Source organism: Pseudomonas wadenswilerensis (assembly GCF_024749185.1).
Classification (GTDB): domain Bacteria; phylum Pseudomonadota; class Gammaproteobacteria; order Pseudomonadales; family Pseudomonadaceae; genus Aquipseudomonas; species Aquipseudomonas wadenswilerensis.
In genome coordinates, this window is the sequence record NZ_CP087191.1 from 634,972 (window position 1) to 656,843 (window position 21,872).

At 64.1% G+C, this 21,872-nt stretch carries 14 protein-coding genes; 5 read left to right on the forward strand and 9 right to left on the reverse strand.

What is annotated here, in order from left to right; all coding sequences use genetic code 11:
• Positions 1 to 170: 170 nt before the first annotated feature.
• From LOY45_RS02830 to LOY45_RS02865, 8 genes are all read right to left on the reverse strand, one after another.
• Complete coding sequence (locus tag LOY45_RS02830) at positions 171 to 1,436, reverse strand: DUF3426 domain-containing protein (protein ID WP_233673517.1); 1,266 nt, start codon at positions 1,434 to 1,436, stop codon at positions 171 to 173.
• Between the two features lie 40 nt (positions 1,437 to 1,476).
• Entirely contained in the window at positions 1,477 to 2,355 is an 879-nt protein-coding gene (gene prmA, locus LOY45_RS02835) for a 50S ribosomal protein L11 methyltransferase (protein WP_134064457.1), read from the reverse strand.
• Positions 2,356 to 2,508: 153 nt separating this feature from the next.
• Complete coding sequence (accC, locus tag LOY45_RS02840; RefSeq protein ID WP_038997371.1) at positions 2,509 to 3,864, reverse strand: acetyl-CoA carboxylase biotin carboxylase subunit; 1,356 nt, start codon at positions 3,862 to 3,864, stop codon at positions 2,509 to 2,511.
• Between the two features lie 17 nt (positions 3,865 to 3,881).
• On the reverse strand, positions 3,882 to 4,340 hold the full coding sequence (gene accB / locus LOY45_RS02845) for an acetyl-CoA carboxylase biotin carboxyl carrier protein (protein WP_093376528.1): 459 nt from the start codon (positions 4,338 to 4,340) through the stop codon (positions 3,882 to 3,884).
• A 99-nt stretch (positions 4,341 to 4,439) separates the two neighbouring features.
• Positions 4,440 to 4,892: a type II 3-dehydroquinate dehydratase gene (aroQ, locus tag LOY45_RS02850; RefSeq protein WP_045182308.1), complete on the reverse strand. Its 453-nt coding sequence runs from the start codon at positions 4,890 to 4,892 to the stop codon at positions 4,440 to 4,442.
• 171 nt (positions 4,893 to 5,063) lie between these two features.
• On the reverse strand, positions 5,064 to 6,854 hold the full coding sequence (locus tag LOY45_RS02855) for a protein-disulfide reductase DsbD (RefSeq protein ID WP_258578716.1): 1,791 nt from the start codon (positions 6,852 to 6,854) through the stop codon (positions 5,064 to 5,066).
• 164 nt (positions 6,855 to 7,018) lie between these two features.
• Positions 7,019 to 8,980, reverse strand: coding sequence for a methyl-accepting chemotaxis protein (locus tag LOY45_RS02860; RefSeq protein ID WP_258578717.1), 1,962 nt, complete (start codon positions 8,978 to 8,980; stop codon positions 7,019 to 7,021).
• A 108-nt stretch (positions 8,981 to 9,088) separates the two neighbouring features.
• Entirely contained in the window at positions 9,089 to 10,705 is a 1,617-nt protein-coding gene (locus tag LOY45_RS02865; protein ID WP_115088963.1) for a response regulator, read from the reverse strand.
• Positions 10,706 to 10,987: 282 nt separating this feature from the next.
• Here LOY45_RS02865 and LOY45_RS02870 point away from each other — a divergent pair, with 282 nt between their 5' ends.
• The 4 genes from LOY45_RS02870 (at position 10,988) to speA (ending at position 15,235) form a co-directional block, all read left to right on the forward strand.
• Complete coding sequence (locus tag LOY45_RS02870; protein WP_115088962.1) at positions 10,988 to 12,061, forward strand: DUF2333 family protein; 1,074 nt, start codon at positions 10,988 to 10,990, stop codon at positions 12,059 to 12,061.
• 4 nt (positions 12,062 to 12,065) lie between these two features.
• The gene (locus LOY45_RS02875; RefSeq protein ID WP_233674700.1) at positions 12,066 to 12,602 is read left to right on the forward strand and encodes an NUDIX hydrolase; all 537 of its coding nucleotides are present in this window, start codon (positions 12,066 to 12,068) and stop codon (positions 12,600 to 12,602) included.
• 194 nt (positions 12,603 to 12,796) lie between these two features.
• The gene (locus tag LOY45_RS02880) at positions 12,797 to 13,168 is read left to right on the forward strand and encodes a translation initiation factor Sui1 (protein WP_010221702.1); all 372 of its coding nucleotides are present in this window, start codon (positions 12,797 to 12,799) and stop codon (positions 13,166 to 13,168) included.
• 153 nt (positions 13,169 to 13,321) lie between these two features.
• Positions 13,322 to 15,235 (forward strand): arginine decarboxylase, encoded by a 1,914-nt coding sequence (speA, locus tag LOY45_RS02885; RefSeq protein WP_115088960.1) that lies wholly within the window; start codon positions 13,322 to 13,324, stop codon positions 15,233 to 15,235.
• A gap of 136 nt (positions 15,236 to 15,371) precedes the next feature.
• Here the strand turns inward: speA and LOY45_RS02890 are convergent, their stop codons facing one another.
• Positions 15,372 to 16,712, reverse strand: coding sequence for an MATE family efflux transporter (locus LOY45_RS02890; protein WP_115088959.1), 1,341 nt, complete (start codon positions 16,710 to 16,712; stop codon positions 15,372 to 15,374).
• Positions 16,713 to 16,858: 146 nt separating this feature from the next.
• Between LOY45_RS02890 and LOY45_RS02895 the strand changes: the two genes are divergently transcribed.
• Complete coding sequence (locus tag LOY45_RS02895; RefSeq protein ID WP_258578718.1) at positions 16,859 to 21,820, forward strand: alpha-2-macroglobulin family protein; 4,962 nt, start codon at positions 16,859 to 16,861, stop codon at positions 21,818 to 21,820.
• Positions 21,821 to 21,872: the final 52 nt, after the last annotated feature.

Sequence of the window (21,872 nt, forward strand, 5' to 3'; positions counted from 1 at the left end):
GGGTTGGCATGATACCCGCTCTCGGTGACCGGATAAAGATGGATTTGGATAAAATCTGAACAGTTGGCTTTAAGCCTCAAGCTGCAAGCTTCAAGCCGCAAGTAAAAACGGATCAGCGTATGGGGCTGCTTTTCCTTGTGGCTTGAAGCTTGCTGCTTGCCGCTCGCCTGTTATTCCGGGGACCGGAATGACAGGCTGTAGTTGACTGCCTTGGGGCCCGGGTCGAGGATGTCCAGGGCGATGTGGATCGGCGTCTGGCTGGGCATTTCGCCCTTGCCGGCCAACTCGCCGCTGAGGTACTCGGTGGGCTTGAAGCGGCGGCTGGCGATCAACTGGCCATTGAGGTCGGCAAAGCGCAGTTCCAGCAGCGGGAACGGCTGGGAGAAGGGCGCACGGTTGTAGATGATCGCGTCGACGATCAATGCACCGTTGAAGTCCGGGTGGCTGCGCACCACCAGGTTGCTGCTCTTGATCCGGGCAATGTCGACCCGCGACGGCACCTGGCAACCGACGGTCGGGCAGATCGTCTGGAACCATGGACGGTAACGGTCCTGGCGGGCCAGTTCGTCGAACTGGTACCAGATGTACTGGCCGGCCAGCGCCGCGGCAGCCAGCAGGATCAGCAAGATCCACAGCAGGCGCTTGCCCCAGTTGACCTTGGGTTTCTGCCAGCCGAGCTGAATCGGGTCGTCGACCAGGTCGAGCAGCGGCTCCTTGCGGTCAGCGCGGCGGCCGCTCGGGCCCAGGCCTGGTTCGCGGCGTTCGACCAGCTCAGGCTCGGGGCTGTCCAGGTCGTCGTCAGGCTCCCGGGCCGACAAACGTTCGCCGGGCAGTTCGTCATCATCGGCATGCAGCGGCTGCGCGGGTGGTGCCGGGGCATCGAGATCGTCGTCGAGTACATCCAGCGACAGCGAAGGCTCGGTGCGCTCGCCCGGTGCCGGCGCGAGGTCCAGGGCTTCCTGTTCGATCAGCGGTGGCTGTGGCTCGTCGAGCTCGGCAATGAGTTGTTCGCGCTCGGAGGCCGGGCTGCTGAACAGGCTGTCGGGCCAGTGCTGGTCGTCCTGCTCGGGGCTGTCGCGGTGCGCGCTGAGGCTGTCTTCGCGCGGGGCGGCGGCCTTGAACTCGGTCGTCGGCTGGATTTCGCGCTGTTCCAGGCGCGCCAGTTCCTGATCCAGATCGAGCTGGTCGAGGTCCAGTTCTGCGGCGCTCCACTCGTGCTGGCTGGGCGCTTGCGCGGGCTCCACCACAGGCTCGACCGGCGCCGGCTGCGCAGGCGGGTTCTGCGCCGCGCTTTGCTCCAGCAGTTGCCGGGCGGCGTTGAACACTTGCAGGCAGGCGCCGCAACGCACCACACCGCGGGCCACGCTCAGCTGATTGTGGCTGACGCGAAAGCTGGTCTGGCAATGCGGGCACTGGGTGACGAAACTGTCGGTCATGCGGCGGTCCGGGTTATGCAGAAGGTTATTCTAGGCGCACTTAGCGGCGGCGACCACTGATGCGTACCCAGCCATCGCGTACGGCGATCGGGTCGAGGTCGAAGTCCTTGGCGTAGGCCGCGGCGACTTCATCACCCTGTTCGGCGAGAATCCCCGACAGCGCCAGCAGGCCACCCGGACGTACCAGCCCGGACAGTTGCGGGGCCAGCGATACCAGCGGGCCGGCCAGAATGTTGGCAACCAGCACGTCGGCCTGCATGGCCGGCATGTGCTCGGGCAGGTACAGGGCGAATTTCTCGTCGGCGATGCCGTTGCGCCCGGCGTTGTCGCGCGAGGCTTCCAGGGCCTGCACGTCGATGTCGGTACCGACCGCTTCGCGGGCGCCCAGCAGCAACGCGGCAATGGCGAGGATGCCTGAACCGCAACCGAAATCGAGCACCTGAGTGCCGTTCAGGTCCTGGCCGTCGAGCCATTCCAGACACAAGGCGGTGGTTGGGTGGGTGCCGGTGCCGAAGGCCAGGCCCGGATCAAGCAGCAGGTTGACCGCCTCGGGCTCGGGCGCCGCATGCCAGCTTGGCACGATCCACAGGCGCTGGCCGAAACGCATCGGCTGGAAGTTGTCCATCCAGCTGCGTTCCCAGTCCTGGTCCTCGATGACTTCGGCCTGGTGCTCCGGCAGTTCGGCGCCGGTCAGCAACTGCAGGTGGGCGAACACCGCGCTGGCGTCGGTATCGGCTTCGAACAGTGCCAGCAGATGGGTATGCGACCACAGCGGGGTGGTGTTGAGGTCCGGTTCGAAGATCGGCTGATCTTCGGCATCCATGAAGGTGACCGAAACGGCGCCTACTTCGAGCAGGGCATCTTCATAGGTTTCGGCTTGTTCCGGGCTGATGGCCAGACGTACTTGCAGCCAAGGCATGGCGGGCACCTTTGGAAAAATCTACAGGGGCAGCCCGAGGCTGCGAGAAGCCCGCCAGTTTACTTGAGTACGAGGGGTTTGTGGGAACCCTGTGGGAGCCCCAAAAAAAGACCCCGGTCACGGGACCGGGGTCTCTTTTACATCACTGCCGAATCACTCCTGGTTAGCCAGTTTGTGTTCCAGATAGTGAATGTTGACGCCGCCTTTGCAGAAACCTTCATCACGCACCAGGTCGCGGTGCAGCGGGATGTTGGTCTTGATGCCGTCGACGACGATCTCGTCCAGGGCATTGCGCATGCGCGCCATGGCTTCGTCGCGGTCCTTGCCGTAGGTGATCAGCTTGCCGATCAGCGAGTCGTAGTTCGGGGGAACCGCGTAACCGCTGTACAGGTGCGAATCGACGCGAACGCCGTTGCCACCCGGGGCGTGGAAATGCTTGACCGTGCCTGGGCTCGGGATGAACTTCTTCGGGTCTTCGGCGTTGATCCGGCACTCCAGGGAGTGACCACGAATCACCACGTCATCCTGGGTGAACGACAGCTTGTTGCCAGCGGCGATGCTGAGCATCTCCTTGACGATGTCGATACCGGTGACCATCTCCGAAACCGGGTGCTCCACCTGAACACGGGTGTTCATTTCGATGAAGTAGAAACTGCCGTTTTCGTAGAGGAACTCGAAGGTGCCAGCGCCACGGTAGCCGATCTCGATGCAGGCATCGACACAGCGCTTGAAGACTTCCTGGCGGGCTTTCTCGTCGATACCTGGGGCCGGTGCTTCTTCCAGTACCTTCTGGTGGCGGCGCTGCAACGAGCAGTCGCGGTCACCCAGGTGCACGGCATTGCCCTGGCCGTCGGACAGGACCTGGACTTCCACGTGACGTGGGTTGGTCAGGAACTTCTCGAGGTAGACCATCGGGTTGCCGAACGCGGCGCCGGCTTCGGTGCGGGTCAGCTTGGCCGAGGCGATCAGGTCCTCTTCCTTGTGCACCACGCGCATGCCGCGACCACCACCGCCACCGGCGGCCTTGATGATCACCGGGTAGCCGACTTCACGGCCAATGCGCAGGGCTTCTTCTTCGTCTTCCGGCAGCGGGCCGTCGGAACCCGGTACGGTCGGAACGCCGGTTTTGATCATCGCGTCCTTGGCCGATACCTTGTCGCCCATCAGGCGAATGGTGTCGGCTTTCGGGCCGATGAAGGCAAAGCCGGAGTTCTCGACCTGCTCGGCGAAGTCGGCGTTTTCCGCGAGGAAACCGTAGCCTGGGTGAATGGCGGTAGCGCCGGTCACTTCGGCCGCGGCGATGATCGCCGGGATGTGCAGGTAGGACTGGCTGGCCGAAGCCGGACCGATGCAGACCGACTCGTCTGCCAGGCCCAGGTGCATCAGTTCGCGGTCAGCCGTGGAGTGTACGGCGACGGTCTTGATGCCCAGCTCTTTGCAGGCACGCAGGATCCGCAGGGCAATTTCCCCGCGGTTGGCAATCAGGACTTTTTCCAGCTTCGCAGACATCGTTGGCTCTCCGCGGTTCAAACGATGGTGAACAGCGGCTGGTCGAACTCAACCGGCTGACCGTCTTCTACCAGGATGGACTCGATCACACCGCTGGTTTCAGCTTCGATGTGGTTCATCATCTTCATGGCTTCGACGATGCACAGGGTGTCGCCTTTCTTCACGGTCTGGCCGACTTCAACGAAGGCTGGCGAGGCAGGCGAGGCTTTGCGGTAGAAGGTACCGACCATTGGCGAACGGGCAACGGTGCCGTTCAGTTTTGGTGCGGCGGCTTCGGCTGGAGCGGCGGCAGCGGCCGGGGCGGCGGCTGGTGCGGCAACAGGAGCGGCGACTGGAGCCGGAGCGTAGTACTGCTGGGCTGGAGTCTTGCTGTGGCGGCTGATCCGTACGGATTCTTCGCCTTCCTTGATCTCCAGCTCGTCGATGCCAGACTCTTCCAGCAGTTCGATCAGTTTCTTGACTTTACGGATATCCATTAATCATCAACTCCCAAGGTTCGGTCAGGGGCGTAAATATAAAAACGTGTTAGCAAACGTTTCTTGTGAGCCCCGGCCTTACAGGCCAGGTTCTCGTCATCAGGGCTTTGCGTTAGCAGCCAGGTGTTCCAGGGCAGACTCCAGGGCCAGGCGGTAGCCAGTGGCGCCCAGGCCGCAAATCACTCCTACGGCGACATCAGAGAAGTAGGAGTGATGGCGAAAAGGTTCGCGTTTGTGCACGTTGGACAGATGCACTTCGATGAATGGGATGCTCACCGCCAGCAACGCGTCACGTAATGCGACACTTGTATGTGTGAAAGCCGCCGGATTGATCAGAATGAAGTCCACGCCTTCGCTGCGCGCCGCGTGGATACGGTCGATCAATTCGTACTCGGCATTGCTTTGCAGGTACTGCAGGTGATGGCCGGCGGCGCGGGCGCGCTGCTCCAGGTCCTGGTTGATCTGGGCCAGGGTCACGGCGCCATAGACGCCCGGTTCGCGGGTGCCGAGCAGGTTCAGGTTGGGGCCGTGGAGCACCAGTAGCGTTGCCATCTGTGGTTCCTTTTTATCGTTAGGAAACTTTGCGCGGCGACTATGCCGTAAACCGGCGGGCACTGTCCAGTTGCCGGCAATAGCCAGCACGATGACCGATATTCACGCTAAATATGTGACTAATTTATTAATTTCGGTCATCGAAGCCGGCTTTTTAGCGGCCAGAGGAAGTTATAGACCCAGATCGGCGCGAATGCGCGTCAGATGCTCGGCGAATTCGCCGGCGTTTATCTCGCCAACTAGCCGATCGGCGCTGATTTCGCTGCCGTTCGCGGCAAAGAACAGCAGCGCAGGCGGGCCGAACAGTTGGTAGCGGTCGAGCAGGGCACGCTGCTCGGCATTGCTCTCGGTAATATCGAAGCGCAACAGCTTGTAATCCTTGAGCTGCGGCTGCACCGCCTGAGCATTGAGTACTTCGTGCTCGATCACTTTGCAGCTGATGCACCAGTCGGCATACCAGTCCAGCAGCACCGGCTGGCCGGCGGCCTTGGCTGCGGCCAGCGCGCTGTCCAGCGCCGCCGGGGTGGTGATGGTCTGCCAGTCGCTGGCGCTGCTGGCCTGGGAGGTTGCGCCGGTGCTGGCAATCCCAGCCTGAGGCAGCGGACGCAGCGGGTCGGTCTGCCCGCTCAAGGCACCGTACCAGCAGGCCAGGGCGTAGAACAGCAGAGCCAGGCCAAGCAGTTGTGCCAGGCGCTGGCGGGTGGTTTTCACGGTGAACTCCAGGGCGCCGAGGAACACCGCGGTACCGGCGGCCAGCAGGCCGACCAGCAACAGCGTAACCTGCCCCGGCAGCACGCGGCTGAGCAGGCCGATGGCCAGGCCCAGCAACAGTACGCCGATAGCGTTTTTCACCGTCACCAGCCACGGTCCGCTTTTTGGCAGCCAGGCAGCGCCGCCAGTGGCGATCAGCAGCAGCGGCGCACCCATGCCCAGGCCCAGGGCGAACAGTTTCAGCGCGCCGCCCAACGCGTCGCCACTGGCGCTGATATACAGCAGCGCGCCGGCCAGTGGCGCCGACACGCACGGCGATACCAGCAGGCTGGAGAACACCCCGAGGATCGCCGCACCGATCAGCGAACCGCCCTTGGTCTGGCCCACCAGGCGCTCCAGGCGGCTGCTGATGGCATGGGGCAGCTTGAGCTCGAACAGGCCGAACATGGCCAGGGCGAACAGCACGAAGAACAGCGAAAACGGCACCAGCACCCAGGCCGACTGCAGGCGCGCCTGCAGGTTGAGGCCGGCGCCGAACAGGCCCATCAGCGCGCCCAGCAGGGCGAAGCAGGCGGCCATTGGCAGTACATAGGCCAGCGACAGGGCAAACCCGCGCACGCCGCCGACCTGGCCGCGCAACACCACGCCGGAGAGGATCGGCAGCATCGGCAACACGCACGGCGTGAAGGTCAGGCCGACGCCGGCGAGGAAGAACAGCAGCAGGCTTTTCCAGTCCCAACCGGCTTTGTCGGCGGCGTCAGCGGCTGGCGTCGCACTGCCGGCGGCGCCATCGATGCTCAGTCGTGCGGTTTCCGGCGGGTAGCACAGGCCCTTGTCGGCGCAGCCCTGGTAGCCCACCAGCAGGGTGAAGGGGCGTTGTTCGTTGGCCGGGCGGGGGATCTCGATGTCGAGGATGCCGTGGTAGACCTCGACATCGCCGAAGAACTCGTCGTGCTTGGCTTCACCGGGCGGAATCTGCGCGGTACCCAGGGCGATGTCGGCAGGTTCGCTGCGGAACTGGAAACGGTGGCGGTACAGGTAGTAGCCGTCGGCGGCGACGAAGCGCAGCTTCAGGGTTTGTCCTTCATCCTGCACCAGGCTCAGCTTGAAGGCTTCATGCACCGGCAGAAAATCGGCGCTGTTGTTCAGCGACGCTGCGCCCAGGGTGGCGCTGGGGCGATTGTTGAGCAGGCCAGCGCCGACGGCGGGCAAGGCCAGGAGCAGAAACAGGAGGCAAAGCAGGCGGCGCATGGCGGTCTCGCAGGACAAAAGTGCCTGCATGATAACGGACTGAGCCGCTACGTGCAGTTGCGCGGCGCCTGCATCGCTGGCAAGGCCAGCTCCCACAGGTTCGGAGTACACACATCCCCTGTGGGAGCCGGCCTTGCCGGCGATGGTGGCGCCACCGTCTCGGATCAGAGTCGAAACGCCCGCACCGCCGTATTCAGCTCTCCCCCCAGCCTGAGCAACTGCTCACCCTGCTCACGGCCTTCACCAATACGCTGCAAGTTGTCTTCACCCAACCCATGAATCCGCTCGCTGTGATCGCGAATTTCGCTCACCGCGCCGCTTTGCTGGGCGGTGACATCGGCAATCCTTACCGCCGTGGCAGAGATGGTCTGGATCGCCGCGACAATTTCATCCAGCGCGCCATCCGCGGCCTGGGCCTGATCGGCGGTGATTTGCGCATGTTCGAGCTGGGCGCGCATGCCTTCAACCGATTCACGAGCAGCCTGCTGCAAGCGACCGATCAACGTCTGGATCTCACCGGTAGCGCCGGTAGTGCGTTGCGCCAGGGAGCGCACCTCTTCGGCGACCACGGCAAACCCACGACCCATTTCTCCGGCCCGCGCCGCCTCGATCGCGGCATTCAGGGCCAGCAGGTTGGTCTGTTCGGCAATCGAGCGGATCACCGTCAGCACGCCGCCGATGGTTGCCGACTCTTCGGCCAACTGTTCGATACTCTGCGCGTTGCCCTGCACCTCGTCGACCAGCGCCCGCAGCCCGGTCAGGCTCTGGCCGATCACTGCCTGGCCTTGCTCGACCGCCCGCCCGGCATCGTGGCTGGCGTCGGCAGCCTGACTGGCATCGCCGGCCACCTGGAGGATGGTCGCCTCCAGCTCGCCCAGGGCATCGCGGATCTGCGCGGTATCGCCGGCCTGGCGTTCGGCGCCATCGTGCAGGGCGCTGCTCATGCCGGCCAGGGCATGGCTGCTGCCGGCGACCTGCTCGGCGTTGTGGCGGATGGTGCCGACCAGCTCGACCAGATAAACACGCAGGCGGTTGAGCGAGTCCTGGATGTCATGCATTTCACGGTTGCTCCTGCCCAGGGCAATGGCCTGGCTGAAGTCGCCCTCAGCCCAGGACGACAGCGCCGGCGCCAGGTTGGTCAGCACCCGTGCCAGGCGTCGTTGCAGGGTGTCGATGAGCAGGGCGATCAGCAGAATCAGGCCGATCATCAGGCCCTGGATCACCCGCACTTCGCCCTGAATGGCGGCATGCTGACTGCGCACACTGGGTTCAAGCTCGGCGATGGCCTGCTGTACGGCGGCGATGCGCTCGAAGGTGCTGCTCGCCAGTGCGCTACGCTGCTGGATCTGCTCGCGGGTACGCTGCAGTTCGCCCGGGTAGCGTTTGATCAGGCTGTTGAGCTCGCGCTTGAGCGCCACACCGTTGTCTTCGGCCTCGGTGCTGGCCTGGGTTTCCAGGCCCATCAGGGCGGCAAAGTCATCGACGCTCGAGGCGTTGGCGGCGGTCACGCCCAGCAGCGGCAACTGATCGAGCAGTTGGGCCTGGGCGGCAATCTGCTGCAGTTCGCGCTCGACTTCGTCGGCCAGTTCGCTACGGCCGCTGCTGACCAGTTTGTCGCGGGCCAGGGACAGCCGCGACAGATGCAGGGAGGCATTGAACAGCGCCGGGGCGTAGCGCCCGGCGTCGGCACGGGTGCTGCTCTGGGCATAGTTGGCCAGTTGTTCGAGGCTGGCGCCCAGTTCGCGTTCGGCCTGGAGCAGCAGGGCCTGGGGATCGCCGGCCAGCTTGCCGGCGCCAAGCAGTTCGTTGGCGGTGAAGCGCTGCAGGTTGTCCAGGCTCGGGCGCAGGCGCGCCGAAAGGTCTGCCGGCAATTTTTCGAGTTCGCCCTGCAAGGCTGCGGTGGCCTGCAGCGCCGTGGCATGGCGCAGGGCGTCGCCGCTGCTCAGGTAGTCCTGGATATTGCGTGCCGCCTGGTTCTGGAATTGCTGCGACAGCGACAGGTAGCGCTCCATCAATAGATAGGGGCGCTCCAGGGCACGCTGCGACCACCACAGGGTCGCGCCCAGGGCGATGCACACGGTAACCAGCAACAGGGTATTGAAATTGGTGAGCAGCTTCAGGCGCATGTCCGGTGTCTACCAACGGCCGAATGGTAAGCGCCTGAAGTTATTGCGTTTTTATGACCAGGTTATGACGAAGCGGGCAGGTCGGTGAAAAAAACTGGCACATTGCCTTTATGCTTCAACCCGCTGTACGCAGTTGCGCCCGGCACCCTTGGCCCGGTACAGCGCCTCGTCGGCGGCGGTAGCCATGCTCAGGGCATCCAGGCCTTCGCTCAACTGCACAATCCCCGCGCTGAAGGTGCAGGACAGGTCGCGGGGCTGGGCCGGGTAGTGGATCTCGGCAAAGCGCCGACGGATTTCATCGAGCACCTTGTGCGCCGAGCCCAGGTCGGTGTTGGGCATGACGATGGCGAATTCTTCACCGCCATAACGGCCGATGAAGTCGGTTTTGCGCAGGCGCTGTTTAAGAAACAGCGCCAGGCTCTTGATTACCCGGTCGCCCATGGGGTGGCCGTGGCTGTCGTTGACCTTCTTGAAGTGGTCGATATCGAGCATGGCGAAGCTCAGCGGCTGTTCTTCGCGGCGCGCGCGAAAGCTGCAGTCTTCGAGCAGTTGCAGGATGTGGGTGTGGTTGTACAGCCCGGTGAGGCTGTCGCGAACCATGCGCGCCTTGAGATTGCGCGCACGGGCAGCGCGGTTGCGCACGGTGGTGATCAGGTGCCGCGAGCGGATCGGCTTGGTCAAAAAGTCATCGCCGCCTTCGCTCATGGCGTCGAGCTGTTTATCCAGGTCGTCCTCGGCCGACAGGTAGATGATCGGCACGCTGACATATCGGTCGTTGTGGCGGATCACCTTGGCCAGCTCCGTGCCGGTGCAGGCGGGCATGTACATGTCGAGGATGATCAGGTCGGGCTGGAAGTCGGCAAGCTCGGCCATGGTCTGGATCGGGTCGATCAGGGTGCGGGTGACGATCCCGGCGCTGTTGAGCAGGCGCTCGGTGTGCAGGGCCTGGGCCCGCGAGTCGTCGATGATCAGCACTTTGAAAGGCTCGTACTGGGTGACGCTGGTCAGCAGCTCGACTTTCTCCAGCAGGCTCGAGGCCTCCAGGGTGCCGGTGAGAAATTCCTGGCCGCCGGCGCGCACGGCGGCCAGGCGGGTCGGGGTATCGGTTTCGTGCAGGCTGAAAAACAGCAACGGCACCCGCTGTTCCAGGCCCTGCTGGGCCTGGGCGGCCAGTTGCAGGCCGACACCGGGGCCGGTGAAGTCGACGTCCATGACGATCGCCGAGGGCAGTCGCTCGCTCATGGTCGCCTGGAAGGCGGCGGCGCTGTACAAGGCCTGTACACCCAAGCCGAAGAATTCCAGCTGCTGGGCCAGGCGTTCGGCGCGGTCGTGGTCCTGGAGCATGATGTACACCGGCTTGCGCAGCGGCGGCAGCGGTACTTGCTCAAGCTGGTCGCCCTGGCGCAGGCCGGTGCGCGATAGGCGCTGCATCAGCCGGTTGAGTTCGCTGATCAGTTGGCTGCTCAGGCGCGCGCTGTTGGCCTCGACCGCCTCCAGGGCATGACCGATGGCTTCGGCCAGCTGGCTATGCTCGGGCTGCTCGAAGCGCTCGGCATAGCGTTGCAGGCGCAGGTTGGCTTCGCACAGCTCACCCAGGTCGCCAGTGGACCACTCGCTGCGCTGCAGGCGCTGCCAGATCTCTAGGATTTGCCGGGCCTGATGGATGACCCGCTGGGCAAAGTGTTGCTTGAGGCGCTCACGACTGGGGTCTTCTGGCTCGGTCATGTCCTGACTACTTATAAGGGTGAGGCTGAGGTCGAGTGATGGCTCTATGCTAGCACCACTTTCCCGGCAATCGAGTGCCTTGTATCAATTAACTGTACAAGTCCGTTTATTCATTTGCTGACCCAATAGTCGCTTATGCGAAGCGCCGTGCTTGATTTATAGTGCAGCGATACTTGCCGACCCCGGCAGGTGGCGCGCGGCACAAAATGCCCATCGCGCTGGCACGAAGCCCGGGGGTTGCGGTCGAACCCCTTGAACCGACGTGACTGAAAGGACAACGCCATGCTGGACTGGAAAAACCGTACAGGCAAAGCCGAGGCGCGTGAGCGGGTCGAACCGCGCACTGCCGCTACCCGCAGTTATTTCGGCGGGTTGCTGTTCAGCCGTGCCCTGGGCTCGCTGATCGGCCTGTACCTGCTGGTGTGCGTGGGCCTGGGCTGGTACTGGAGCGCCGAGCCCGACCTGTTCCCGGTGCAGCAGAACGCCCAGGCGGCTGCAGAAAAGACCGGCAAGCAGATGGTTGTCGGCTACACCACCATCGAAACCCTCAAGACCGTGGCCGGTACCCTGCTCAACAAGCCCGGTGGTTACATTTCCAACGACCGCTTCCCGCCAGGCCTGTGGATGGACAACATGCCCAGCTGGGAATACGGCGTGCTGGTCCAGGTGCGTGACCTGAGCCGCGCCCTGCGCAAGGACTTCGCCCGCTCGCAGTCGCAGTCCACCGAAGACGCCGATCTGGCCAAGGCCGAGCCGCGCTTCAACTTCGACAACAAGAGCTGGATCCTGCCGTCGAGCGAATCCGAGTTCCAGGAAGGCATCAACTCGCTGACCCGCTACCAGAACCGCCTGTCCTCGCCGGATCAGCAGGGCGCACTGTTCTACACCCGCGCCGACAACCTCAACAACTGGCTGGGTGACGTCGCCACTCGCCTGGGTTCGCTGTCGCAGCGGCTGTCGGCCAGCGTCGGCCGGGTCAAGCTCAACAGCACCCTGAAGACCGAATCGGTGCTGCCGGGCCAGGTGCCGCAGCTTGACGAAGAAGTGGTCGAGACCCCGTGGCTGCAGATCGACAACGTGTTCTACGAAGCCCGCGGCCAGGCCTGGGCGCTGTCGCACCTGCTGCGCGCCATCGAGGTCGACTTCGCCGATGTGCTGGCGAAGAAGAACGCCACGGTCAGCGTGCGCCAGATCATCCGTGAGCTGGAAGCCTCGCAGGAACCGCTGTGGAGCCCGATGGTGCTGAACGGTAGTGGCTTCGGCATGTGGGCCAACCACTCGCTGGTAATGGCTAACTACATCTCGCGGGCCAACGCTGCGGTAATCGACCTGCGTCAACTGCTGACCCAGGGCTGATCCGGTGTCGATCTCCAAGCAGGAGGCGGCGCACCGCGCTGCCTCCGACCTCGAGCTGATTGCCTGGGTGGACGAAGACGACCGCGTGCTCGGCGCCTTGCCTCGGGCTGAGTTGCGCGAGCGCGGGCTGATCGGGCGCGGCACCTACATCCTGTTGTTCAACTCCGCTGGAGAGCTGTGCGTGCACCGGCGCACCGAGAGCAAGGCAATCTACCCGGGTTACTGGGATGTCGCCGCCGGTGGCATGGTCCAGGCCGATGAAAGCTTTGCCGAGTCGGCGGCCCGCGAACTGGAAGAAGAGCTCGGGGTGGGTGGGGTCGAACTCACCGCCCACGAGTGCTTTTTCTTCGACCAGCCCGGCAACCGGCTCTGGTGTGCAGTGTTTTCGGCCGTCTGGGACGGGCCTTTGCGCCTGCAACCGGAGGAGGTCAGCGAGGCGCGCTTCATCCCCGTCGATCAGGCCCTGGCCGACAGCCGGCAACAGCCATATTGCCCCGATTCACTGGCCGCTTTGCAGCGCTACATCGACCGTCAAGCCTGACGTCGCGAATCACATGCAAAATGGCGCAGTTTTGTACTTAGCATTCGCGACATTTATCGTTACACTGCGCGGCCTTTTAAGGCTGCCGCACGCTTCATGCGGCAGTTGCGCTGCCCCTGCCAGAGTGGGGCTTCGCGGTCGGTACCCCGCCAGGGGCGTCGACCAGTTTTTATCCTCACCGTAGAGGATCAAAAGTGGCCAAGAAAGCCGCATCATTCGCCGCCCTGGGTGGCCTGGTGTTCTCCACTGATGCAGGCCGGCATTGCCCGGACTGCAGCAAACCCATAGATGCCTGCATCTGCAAACAGACGCTCATCCCCGAAGGCGATGGCATTGCTCGCGTGCGCCGCGAAAGCAAGGGCCGTGGCGGCAAGACGGTGACGACCATCAGCGGCGTGCCGCTGCCCCTGGAACAGCTAAAGGATCTGGCCAGCACGCTCAAGCGCCGCTGCGGAACCGGCGGCGCGTTGAAAGACGGGGTCATCGAAATCCAGGGCGATCATGTCGAGCTGTTACTGGCCGAGCTGATCAAACAGGGCTTCAAAGCGAAAAAGTCCGGCGGCTGAAGACTGCATCGCGATTTTTTGCAATTCGCTTTCTAAACTCGTTCCCGTAGGAAGGGTCTATCCCTGAACACGGATAATCGTCACTTTCAGGTTTTACACTGCGCCCGCCCCATGCCGGCCAGTGTTTTTCGACTTTCTATATAGGGGACTTCAATGTCCGTACGACGCACACGCAAAGACGATGGCAGCCAATGGACAGTTGCGGACAGCCGCAGTGTTTACGGCATTCGCCATTGGGGGGCCGGTTACTTCGCAATCAACGAGGCCGGGCGCGTCGAAGTCCGCCCGAACGGGCCAGAGAGTGCGCCGATCGACCTGTTCGAACAGGTCGACGAGCTGCGCAAGAGCGGCCTGTCGCTGCCATTGCTGGTACGTTTCCCGGACATCCTCCAGGACCGCGTGCGCCAGCTGACCGGCGCTTTTGACGCCAATATCGCGCGCCTGGAATACCAGAGCCAGTACACCGCGCTGTACCCGATCAAGGTCAACCAGCAAGAAGCGGTGGTGGAAAACATCATCGCCACCCAGAACGTCTCCATTGGCCTTGAAGCCGGCTCCAAGCCCGAGCTGCTGGCCGTGCTGGCGCTGGCGCCGAAAGGCGGCACCATCGTCTGCAACGGTTACAAGGACCGCGAGTTCATCCGCCTGGCATTGATGGGCCAGAAGCTGGGCCACAACGTCTTCATCGTCATCGAGAAAGAGTCGGAAGTGGCCCTGGTGATCGAAGAAGCCGCCGAGCTCAAGGTCAAGCCGCAGGTCGGCCTGCGCGTGCGCCTGTCGTCGCTGGCCTCGAGCAAGTGGGCCGATACCGGTGGCGAGAAGTCCAAGTTCGGTCTTTCGGCGGCGCAACTGATTTCGGTGGTGCAGCGCTTCCGCGATGCCGGCCTGGACCAGGGTATCCGCTTGCTGCACTTCCACATGGGCTCGCAGATCGCCAACCTGGCCGACTACCAGCACGGTTTCAAGGAAGCCATCCGTTACTACGGCGAGCTGCGCGCGCTGAACCTGCCGGTCGATCACATCGACGTCGGCGGCGGCCTGGGCGTTGACTACGACGGCACCCACTCGCGCAACGCCAGCTCGATCAACTACGACATGGATGACTACGCCGGTGTCGTGGTCGGCATGCTCAAGGAGTTCTGCGATGCCCAGGGCCTGCCGCATCCGCACATCTTCTCGGAAAGCGGCCGCTCGCTGACCGCACACCATGCCATGTTGGTGGTGCAGGTGACCGATGTCGAGAAGCACAACGACGAAGTGCCGCTGATCGAGAACAAGGAAAACCTGCCCGAGACCGTACAGTGGCTGGCCGACCTGCTGGGCCCGACCGATATCGAGATGGTCACCGAGACCTACTGGCGCGCCACTCACTACATGAGCGATGTCGCCGCCCAGTACGCCGACGGCAAGATCACCCTGGCCGAAAAAGCCCTGGCCGAGCAGTGCTACTTTGCCGTTTGCCGGCGCCTGCACAACTCGCTCAAGGCCCGTCAGCGTTCGCACCGCCAGGTGCTGGACGAGCTCAACGACAAGCTGGCCGACAAGTACATCTGCAACTTCTCGGTGTTCCAGAGCCTGCCGGACACCTGGGCGATCGGCCAGGTGCTGCCAATCCTGCCGCTGCATCGCCTGGATGAAGAGCCGCTGCGCCGCGCCGTGCTGCAGGACCTGACCTGCGACTCGGATGGCAAGATCAACCAGTACGTCGACGAGCAGAGCATCGAGACCAGCCTGCCGGTGCACGCGATCAACGAGGGTGAAGACTACCTGCTGGGTATCTTCCTGGTGGGTGCCTACCAGGAGATCCTGGGGGACATGCACAACCTGTTCGGTGATACCGACTCGGTGAACATCTACCAGAACCCGAACGGCAGCGTGTACCACGCCGGTATCGAGACCCACGACACCATCGAAGACATGTTGCGTTATGTGCACCTGTCGCCGGAGGAGTTGATGACTCATTACCGCGACAAGTGCGCCAGCGCCAAGATCACTGCCCGTGAGAAGACCCAGTTCCTCGACGCGCTGCGTCTGGGGCTGACCCGCTCGTCGTACCTGTCGAGCTGATCAGTGGTGCGGGTCGCGTGCAGTCGCTGGCTGCGCGTCGACCCCATCGCCGGCAAGTCCGGCTCCCACAGGTGCAGTGCCGCACTCTTGTGGGAGCTGGCCCTGCCAGCGATGGGCTGCGCAGCAGACCCAGAAACTACCGCACAAACCATCCATCCCGCCGCTGCAGCCGCCAGCCCATCACCCCCAGCGTCACCCCGCGCAAGGCCATGAACAGCAGAAACCCCAACCACAAGCCGTGGTTGCCCAGGTCGCGGGCGACATAGGCGACCGGCAGGGCGATGAGTACGCTGAGCAGCATGCCGTTGCGCATCTCCCGCGCCCGCGTGGCGCCGATGAACAAGCCATCAAGCAGATAGCTCCACACCGCAATCAACGGCAGCAGTGCCAGGTACGGCAGGTACTGGTAGGCGGTTTCGCGTACGTTGGCGATGTCGGTCTGCATGTTGATGAACAGATGCCCGCCCAACAGAAACAATACGGCAAAGCCGGAACTGGCCAGCAACGACCAGCCGCAGGCAACGGTGAGCGAGCGCCTTAATGCCTGGCGATCGCCGGCACCGATGGCGTGCCCGCACAGCGCCTCGACCGCATGGGCCAGACCATCGAGGGCATAGGCGGTGAGCAGCAGGCCATTGAGCAGCAGGGCGTTGGCCGCCACTGTCGCTTCACCCAGCCGCGTGCCTTGTACGGTGATCAGGAAGAACACCGCCTGCAGCGCCAGGCTGCGGATGAAGATGTCGCGGTTGACGCTGAGCAGCGGCCGCCAGCTCTGCCAGCGCGCCAGCAGCGCCCAGGCGATCTGCCCAGGGTAGGCGCGCAGGGCCGGCCGGGTCAGGGCCAGGCCGAGCAGGGCGGCGCTCCATTCGGCAATCACCGAGGCGCGGGCCGAACCGATCACGCCCCAGTCCAGGCCGAGCACGAACCACAGATTGAGGGCGATGTTGAGCAGGTTGGTAGTCAACAGGATCGCCAGCGGCGCCTTGGCGTTCTGGGTGCCGAGGAACCAGCCGACCAGGGCGAAGCTGGCCAGCGCCGCCGGCAGCCCGAGCAGGCGAGTCTGGAAGAAGTCGTGGGTCGATTGCTCCAGCGCCGCCGTCGGTTGCATCAATTGCAGGGCCAGGTGGCTGAACGGCAGGGCCAGCAAGCCCAGCAACAGGGAAAAAAGCAGCGCCAGCAGCAGGCCTTGCAGCAACACCTGGCGTAATGCCGCACCGTCGGCACGGCCCGCAGCCTGGGCGGCGAAACCGGTCGAACCCATGCGCAGAAAGCCCATGACCCAGGCCAGGAAGGTGTACAGGCTGGCGCCCACCGCCACCGCACCCAGTTGATGGGCATGGGGCAGGTGGCCGATTACGGCGCTGTCGACCAGGGCCACCAATGGTACGGAAATATTCGAAAGTATCATCGGCGCGGCCAGCGCCCAGACCTTGATATGGGTCGGGCGGTCGCGCCAGTCGGTCAGCAAACGGGACATGGAGGCTCCTGGCAAGCCGGCATTGTAGCCGCTGTGCTAGTAAATCGTGCGAAGGCCGTCTCACATCCGCTCGCCGTATCACCGTTGCGGCGCGGTTGATATATAGTGCACGCCTAAGATTCCGCTGCCCGAGAGTTACTACTCCCATGCTCAACAAAGGATTGTTGCTGGCCTGCGCGCTGGCCTTGCTCAGTGCCTGCGATTCGTCTGCCCCGGATAAACCGGCTTCGGCGCCGGCCACACCGCCAGCGCAGACGCAGGATCAACCCGCGGCGCCAGCCCCGGCCCCGGCAGCTGCCCCCGCAGCGCAGCCGGAAGCGGAAAAAACCGCTCCGGCCAAGGAAGATGCCTCAACCCTGGCCAAGCGTTATGCCGGCCGCGAGCTGAGCGTGGTGGATGTCTCGGAAGTGCAGGTCGATGGTGCCAGCGCGCTGTCCCTGACCTTTTCGATTCCCCTGGATGACCAGCAGAACTTCGCCGACAAGGTGCACCTGGTCGATACCGTCAAAGGCAAGGTCGACGGTGCCTGGGAGCTCTCCGCAAACAAGATGGAGTTGCGCCTGCGCCACCTGGAGCCGCAGCGCAAGCTGGTGCTGACCATCGACGCCGGCCTGCTCGCGGTCAACGGCAAGCGCCTGCCCGCCGAGTCGATCAGCCGCCTGGAAACCCGCGACATGCAATCGACCATCGGCTTCGCCAGCCGTGGCTCGCTGCTGCCGACCCGCCTGGCCGAAGGCCTGCCGGTGATCGCCTTGAACGTCAACAAGGTCGATGTCGAGTTCTTCCGCATCAAGTCGGACAAACTGTCGCCGTTCCTGGCCACCTGGGGCCGCAACAGCAGCTTGTACTACTACACGTCCAAAGAAATCCTGGACATGACCGATCTGGTCTACAGCGGCCGCTTCGACCTCAACCCGGCGAAGAACACCCGCGAGACCGTGCTGCTGCCGATTGCCGGGATCAAGCCGCTGCAAGAGCCAGGCGTGTACATGGCGGTGATGCGCGCCTCCGGTACCTACGACTACACACAACCGGCAACGCTGTTCACCCTCAGTGACATCGGCGTCTCGGCGCACCGTTACCAGAACCGCCTGGACGTCTTCACCCAGGGCCTGGAAGGCGGCAAGGCGCTAAGCGGCGTCGAACTGGAACTGCTCGACGGCGAAGGCCGCGTGCTGGCCCAGGCCAAGACCGACAGCGACGGCCACGCCCAGTTGCCGACGCCACCCAAGGCCGAAACCCTGCTGGCCCACCAGGGCGTGCACACCACCATGCTGCGCCTGAACAGCGCAGCCCTGGACCTGGCCGAATTCGACATCACCGGCCCCCAGGCCAACCCGCTGCAGTTCTTCGTGTTCGGCCCGCGCGACCTGTATCGCCCGGGTGAAACCGTGTTGCTCAACGGCCTGTTGCGTGACCAGGACGGCCGTCCGCTCAAGCCGCAACCGGTGACTGTGGAAGTACGCCGCCCGGATGAACAGATCAGCCGCAAGTTCGTCTGGGAGGCCGATGCCAATGGCTTCTATCAGTACCAGTTGCAACTGGCCGACGAAGCGCCGACCGGGCGCTGGCAGTTGCTGTTCGACCTCGGCGGCAAGAAGCAGGTGTTCGAGTTCCTTGTCGAAGACTTCCTGCCCGAGCGCCTGGCCCTGGAACTGAAGGGCAGCGACAAACCGCTGAGCCCGGATCAAACCGCGCAGATCAAGGTCAATGGCCGTTACCTGTACGGCGCCCCGGCGTCGGGCAATCGCCTCAGCGGCCAGGCCTATGTGCGCCCGTTGCGTGAAGCGGTGCCGGCACTGCCGGGCTACCAGTTCGGTTCGATCACCGAGGAGGAACTGAGCCAGGACCTGGAGCTGGACGAAGTCACCCTGGACAGCGCCGGCAAAACCACCCTGAACATCGAAAGCAAATGGTCCGAGGCCCGTTCGCCGCTGCAACTGACCGTGCAGGCCAGCCTGCAGGAGTCCGGTGGCCGGCCGATCACCCGGCGCCTGGAACAACCGATCTGGCCGGCCGGGCGCCTGCCTGGCTTGCGCGGTCTGTTCGAGGGGGAAGAGGCCGACGAAGGCCCGGTGGAATTCGAAGTGCTGGTGGCCGACCCTCAAGGCAACAAGCTGGCGGTCAACAACCTCAAGGTGCGCCTGGTCCGCGAGCGCCGGGACTACTACTGGAACTACTCGCAAAGCGACGGCTGGAGCTACAACTACAACGAGAAATTCCTGATCCAGAACGAAGAGACGGTCAACGTCAAGGCCGGCTCCACCGCGCGGGTGAACTTCCTGGTCGACTGGGGCCCGTACCGTGTCGAGGTCGAAGACCCGCAGACCGGCCTGGTGTCGAGCGCGCGCTTCTGGGCCGGCTACCGCGCCCAGGACAACGCCGATGGCGGCGCCGTGCGTCCGGACCAGGTCAAGCTGGCCCTGGACAAACCGTCGTATAGCGATGGCGCCACTGCCAACATCACTGTCACCCCGCCTGCCGCAGGCACCGGCTACCTGATGGTCGAGTCCAGCGAAGGTCCGCTGTGGTGGGAAGAAATCGACGTGCCGGCCGAAGGCAAGAGCTTCGCCGTCAAACTCGATCCGAAGTGGGCGCGCCACGACCTGTATGTCAGTGCCCTGGTGATCCGCCCGGGCGAGCGCAAGGTCAACGCCACACCGAAACGCGCCGTGGGTGTACTGCACCTGCCGCTCGATCGCCACGAGCGCAAGCTGGCGGTGACCCTCACTGCCCCGGAAAAAATGCGTCCCAAGCAGCCGCTGACCGTCAAGGTGCAAGCGCGCAACGCCGACGGCAGCGTGCCCAAGCAGGTGCATGTACTGCTGGCAGCGGTGGACGTGGGTATCCTCAACATCACCGAGTTCGAAACGCCTGACCCGTTCACCGGCATGTTCGGCCGCAAGGCCTATGGTGCTGACCAACTGGATATCTACGGCCAGTTGATCGAAGCCGGGCAGGGCCGTCTGGCCAGCCTGGCCTTCGGTGGTGACGCGGCCATGGCCAAGGGCGGCAAGCGCCCGAACACCACGGTGACCATCGTTGCCAAGCAAAGCGCCCCGGTGACCCTCAATGACAAGGGCGAGGGTGAAGCGACGGTCGATATCCCCGACTTCAACGGTGAGCTGCGGCTGATGGCCCAGGCTTGGACCGACGAGCGCTACGGCATGGCCGAAGGCAAGACCGTGGTCGCCGCGCCGTTGATTGCCGAGCTCTCGGCGCCGCGCTTCCTCGCCGGTGGCGACCGCACGACCCTGGCCCTGGACCTTTCCAACCTGTCGGGCAAGGCGCAGAACCTGACCGTGCGCCTGAGCACCGAAGGCCAGTTGAACCTGCTCGGCGCCGCTGAACAGACCCTGAGCCTCACCGAAGGCAAGCGCGTCACCCTGCTGGTGCCGGTGCAGGCCAGCGGTGGCCTGGGCCAGGGCAAGGTCAAGGTCGAGGTGCAGGGCCTGCAACTGCCGGGCGAGTCGGCCACAGCCTTCAGCCGCGACTGGACCCTGGGCATTCGCCCGGCCTACCCGGCGATGCTGCAGCACTATCGTGTTGCCCTCAAAGACCAACCCTGGACCCTGCCGGAAGCTGACCTGGCGCTGTTCGAACCGTCGGGCCTGGAAGCCTCACTGGCACTGTCGAGCCGCCCGCCGCTGAACCTGGCCGAGCAGATCCGCGCCCTCGAAGCCTACCCGTACGGCTGCCTGGAACAGACCACCAGTGGCCTGTATCCGTCGCTGTACGCCGATGCCGCGACGCTCAAGCGCCTGGGTATCAAGGGTGAGCCGGCCGACGTGCGCAAGCGCAAGATCGAGATGGGCGTCGAGCACCTGCTGGGCATGCAGCGCTACAACGGCAGCTTTGGCCTGTGGAGCTCTGATGACCAGGAAGAATTCTGGCTGACCGCCTACGTCACCGACTTCCTCCTGCGTGCCCGCGAGCAGGGTTACGCGGTACCGCCCGAGGCCCTGAAAAAGGCCAGCGAGCGACTGCTGCGTTACCTGCAGGAGCGCAACCTGATCGAGGTCAACTACAGCCAGAACGCCGAGCACAGCCGCTTCGCCGTGCAGTCTTATGCGGCCCTGGTGCTGGCGCGTACCCAGCAAGCGCCGCTGGGTGCCCTGCGCAGCCTGTTCGAGCGGCGCAGCGATGCGCGTTCCGGCCTGCCGTTGGTGCAGTTGGCCATCGCCCTCGACAAGATGGGCGACAAGCCGCGTGCGCAACAGGCACTGCAGGCCGGCCTGGCCGTCACCCGCAACGAGAACACCTGGCTGGGCGACTACGGCAGCCCAGTGCGTGACCAGGCGCTGATCCTGTCGCTGCTCACTGAGAACAACCTGGCCAGCGACAAGCTCGATGCACGGCTGTTCGAGCTCTCCGACCAGATGGCGGGTAACCGCTGGCTGTCGACCCAGGAGCGCAACGCACTGTTCCTTGCCGGTCGTGGCCTGCTGCGCAAGCCTGAAGGCAACTGGTCGGCACGCCTGGACAGCGCCGGTGAGGTGCGCGAATTCAACAACGAGCAATCGGGGATGAAACTCGAAGGCGCGCTGCTGGCCTCACCGCTGACCATCCAGAATGAAGGCAGCGAGACGCTGTTCCAGCAACTGACCCTGTCCGGTTATCCGCGCCAGGCCCCGGTTGCCCGCGGCAGTGGCATGACCATCCGCCGCGAGTTCCTTGGCATGAATGGCCAGGCCCTGGATATCAAAGCGCTCAAGAGCGGTGACCTGGTGCTGGTGCACCTGGCGGTAACCGCCAACACCCAGGTGCCGGACGCCCTGGTGGTCGACCTGCTGCCGGCGGGCCTGGAGCTGGAAAACCAGAACCTGGCGCAAAGCGCGGCAAGCCTCGAGAACGCCAGCAGTGCGGTGAAGGAATGGCGCGAGTCGATGCAGAACGCCGCTGTCGTGCATCAGGAGTTTCGTGATGACCGCTACGTGGCGGCGCTGAACATCGACCAATACGCCACCACCCACCTGCTGTACCTGGCCCGTGCGGTGACCCCGGGGACCTACAAGGTACCGCCACCGCAGGTCGAGTCGATGTACCGGCCGAACTACAACGCGGTGGGCGAGTCGCCTGCCGAACTGGTGGTCAAGGGCCGCCTGTAGGAGCGGGCTTGACCCGCGATAGGGCCACACTGGCCCTATCGTGGGACAGGTC

What these genes read in the sequence shown, in the direction of transcription:
- LOY45_RS02830 (WP_233673517.1), bottom strand. Translation starts at nt 1,436, where the DNA reads ATGACCGACAGTTTCGTCACCCAGTGCCCGCATTGCCAGACCAGCTTT.
- prmA (WP_134064457.1), bottom strand. Translation starts at nt 2,355, where the DNA reads ATGCCTTGGCTGCAAGTACGTCTGGCCATCAGCCCGGAACAAGCCGAA.
- accC (WP_038997371.1), bottom strand. Translation starts at nt 3,864, where the DNA reads ATGTCTGCGAAGCTGGAAAAAGTCCTGATTGCCAACCGCGGGGAAATT.
- accB (WP_093376528.1), bottom strand. Translation starts at nt 4,340, where the DNA reads ATGGATATCCGTAAAGTCAAGAAACTGATCGAACTGCTGGAAGAGTCT.
- aroQ (WP_045182308.1), bottom strand. Translation starts at nt 4,892, where the DNA reads ATGGCAACGCTACTGGTGCTCCACGGCCCCAACCTGAACCTGCTCGGC.
- LOY45_RS02855 (WP_258578716.1), bottom strand. Translation starts at nt 6,854, where the DNA reads ATGCGCCGCCTGCTTTGCCTCCTGTTTCTGCTCCTGGCCTTGCCCGCC.
- LOY45_RS02860 (WP_258578717.1), bottom strand. Translation starts at nt 8,980, where the DNA reads ATGCGCCTGAAGCTGCTCACCAATTTCAATACCCTGTTGCTGGTTACC.
- LOY45_RS02865 (WP_115088963.1), bottom strand. Translation starts at nt 10,705, where the DNA reads ATGACCGAGCCAGAAGACCCCAGTCGTGAGCGCCTCAAGCAACACTTT.
- LOY45_RS02870 (WP_115088962.1), top strand. Translation starts at nt 10,988, where the DNA reads ATGCTGGACTGGAAAAACCGTACAGGCAAAGCCGAGGCGCGTGAGCGG.
- speA (WP_115088960.1), top strand. Translation starts at nt 13,322, where the DNA reads ATGTCCGTACGACGCACACGCAAAGACGATGGCAGCCAATGGACAGTT.
- LOY45_RS02890 (WP_115088959.1), bottom strand. Translation starts at nt 16,712, where the DNA reads ATGTCCCGTTTGCTGACCGACTGGCGCGACCGCCCGACCCATATCAAG.
- LOY45_RS02895 (WP_258578718.1), top strand. Translation starts at nt 16,859, where the DNA reads ATGCTCAACAAAGGATTGTTGCTGGCCTGCGCGCTGGCCTTGCTCAGT.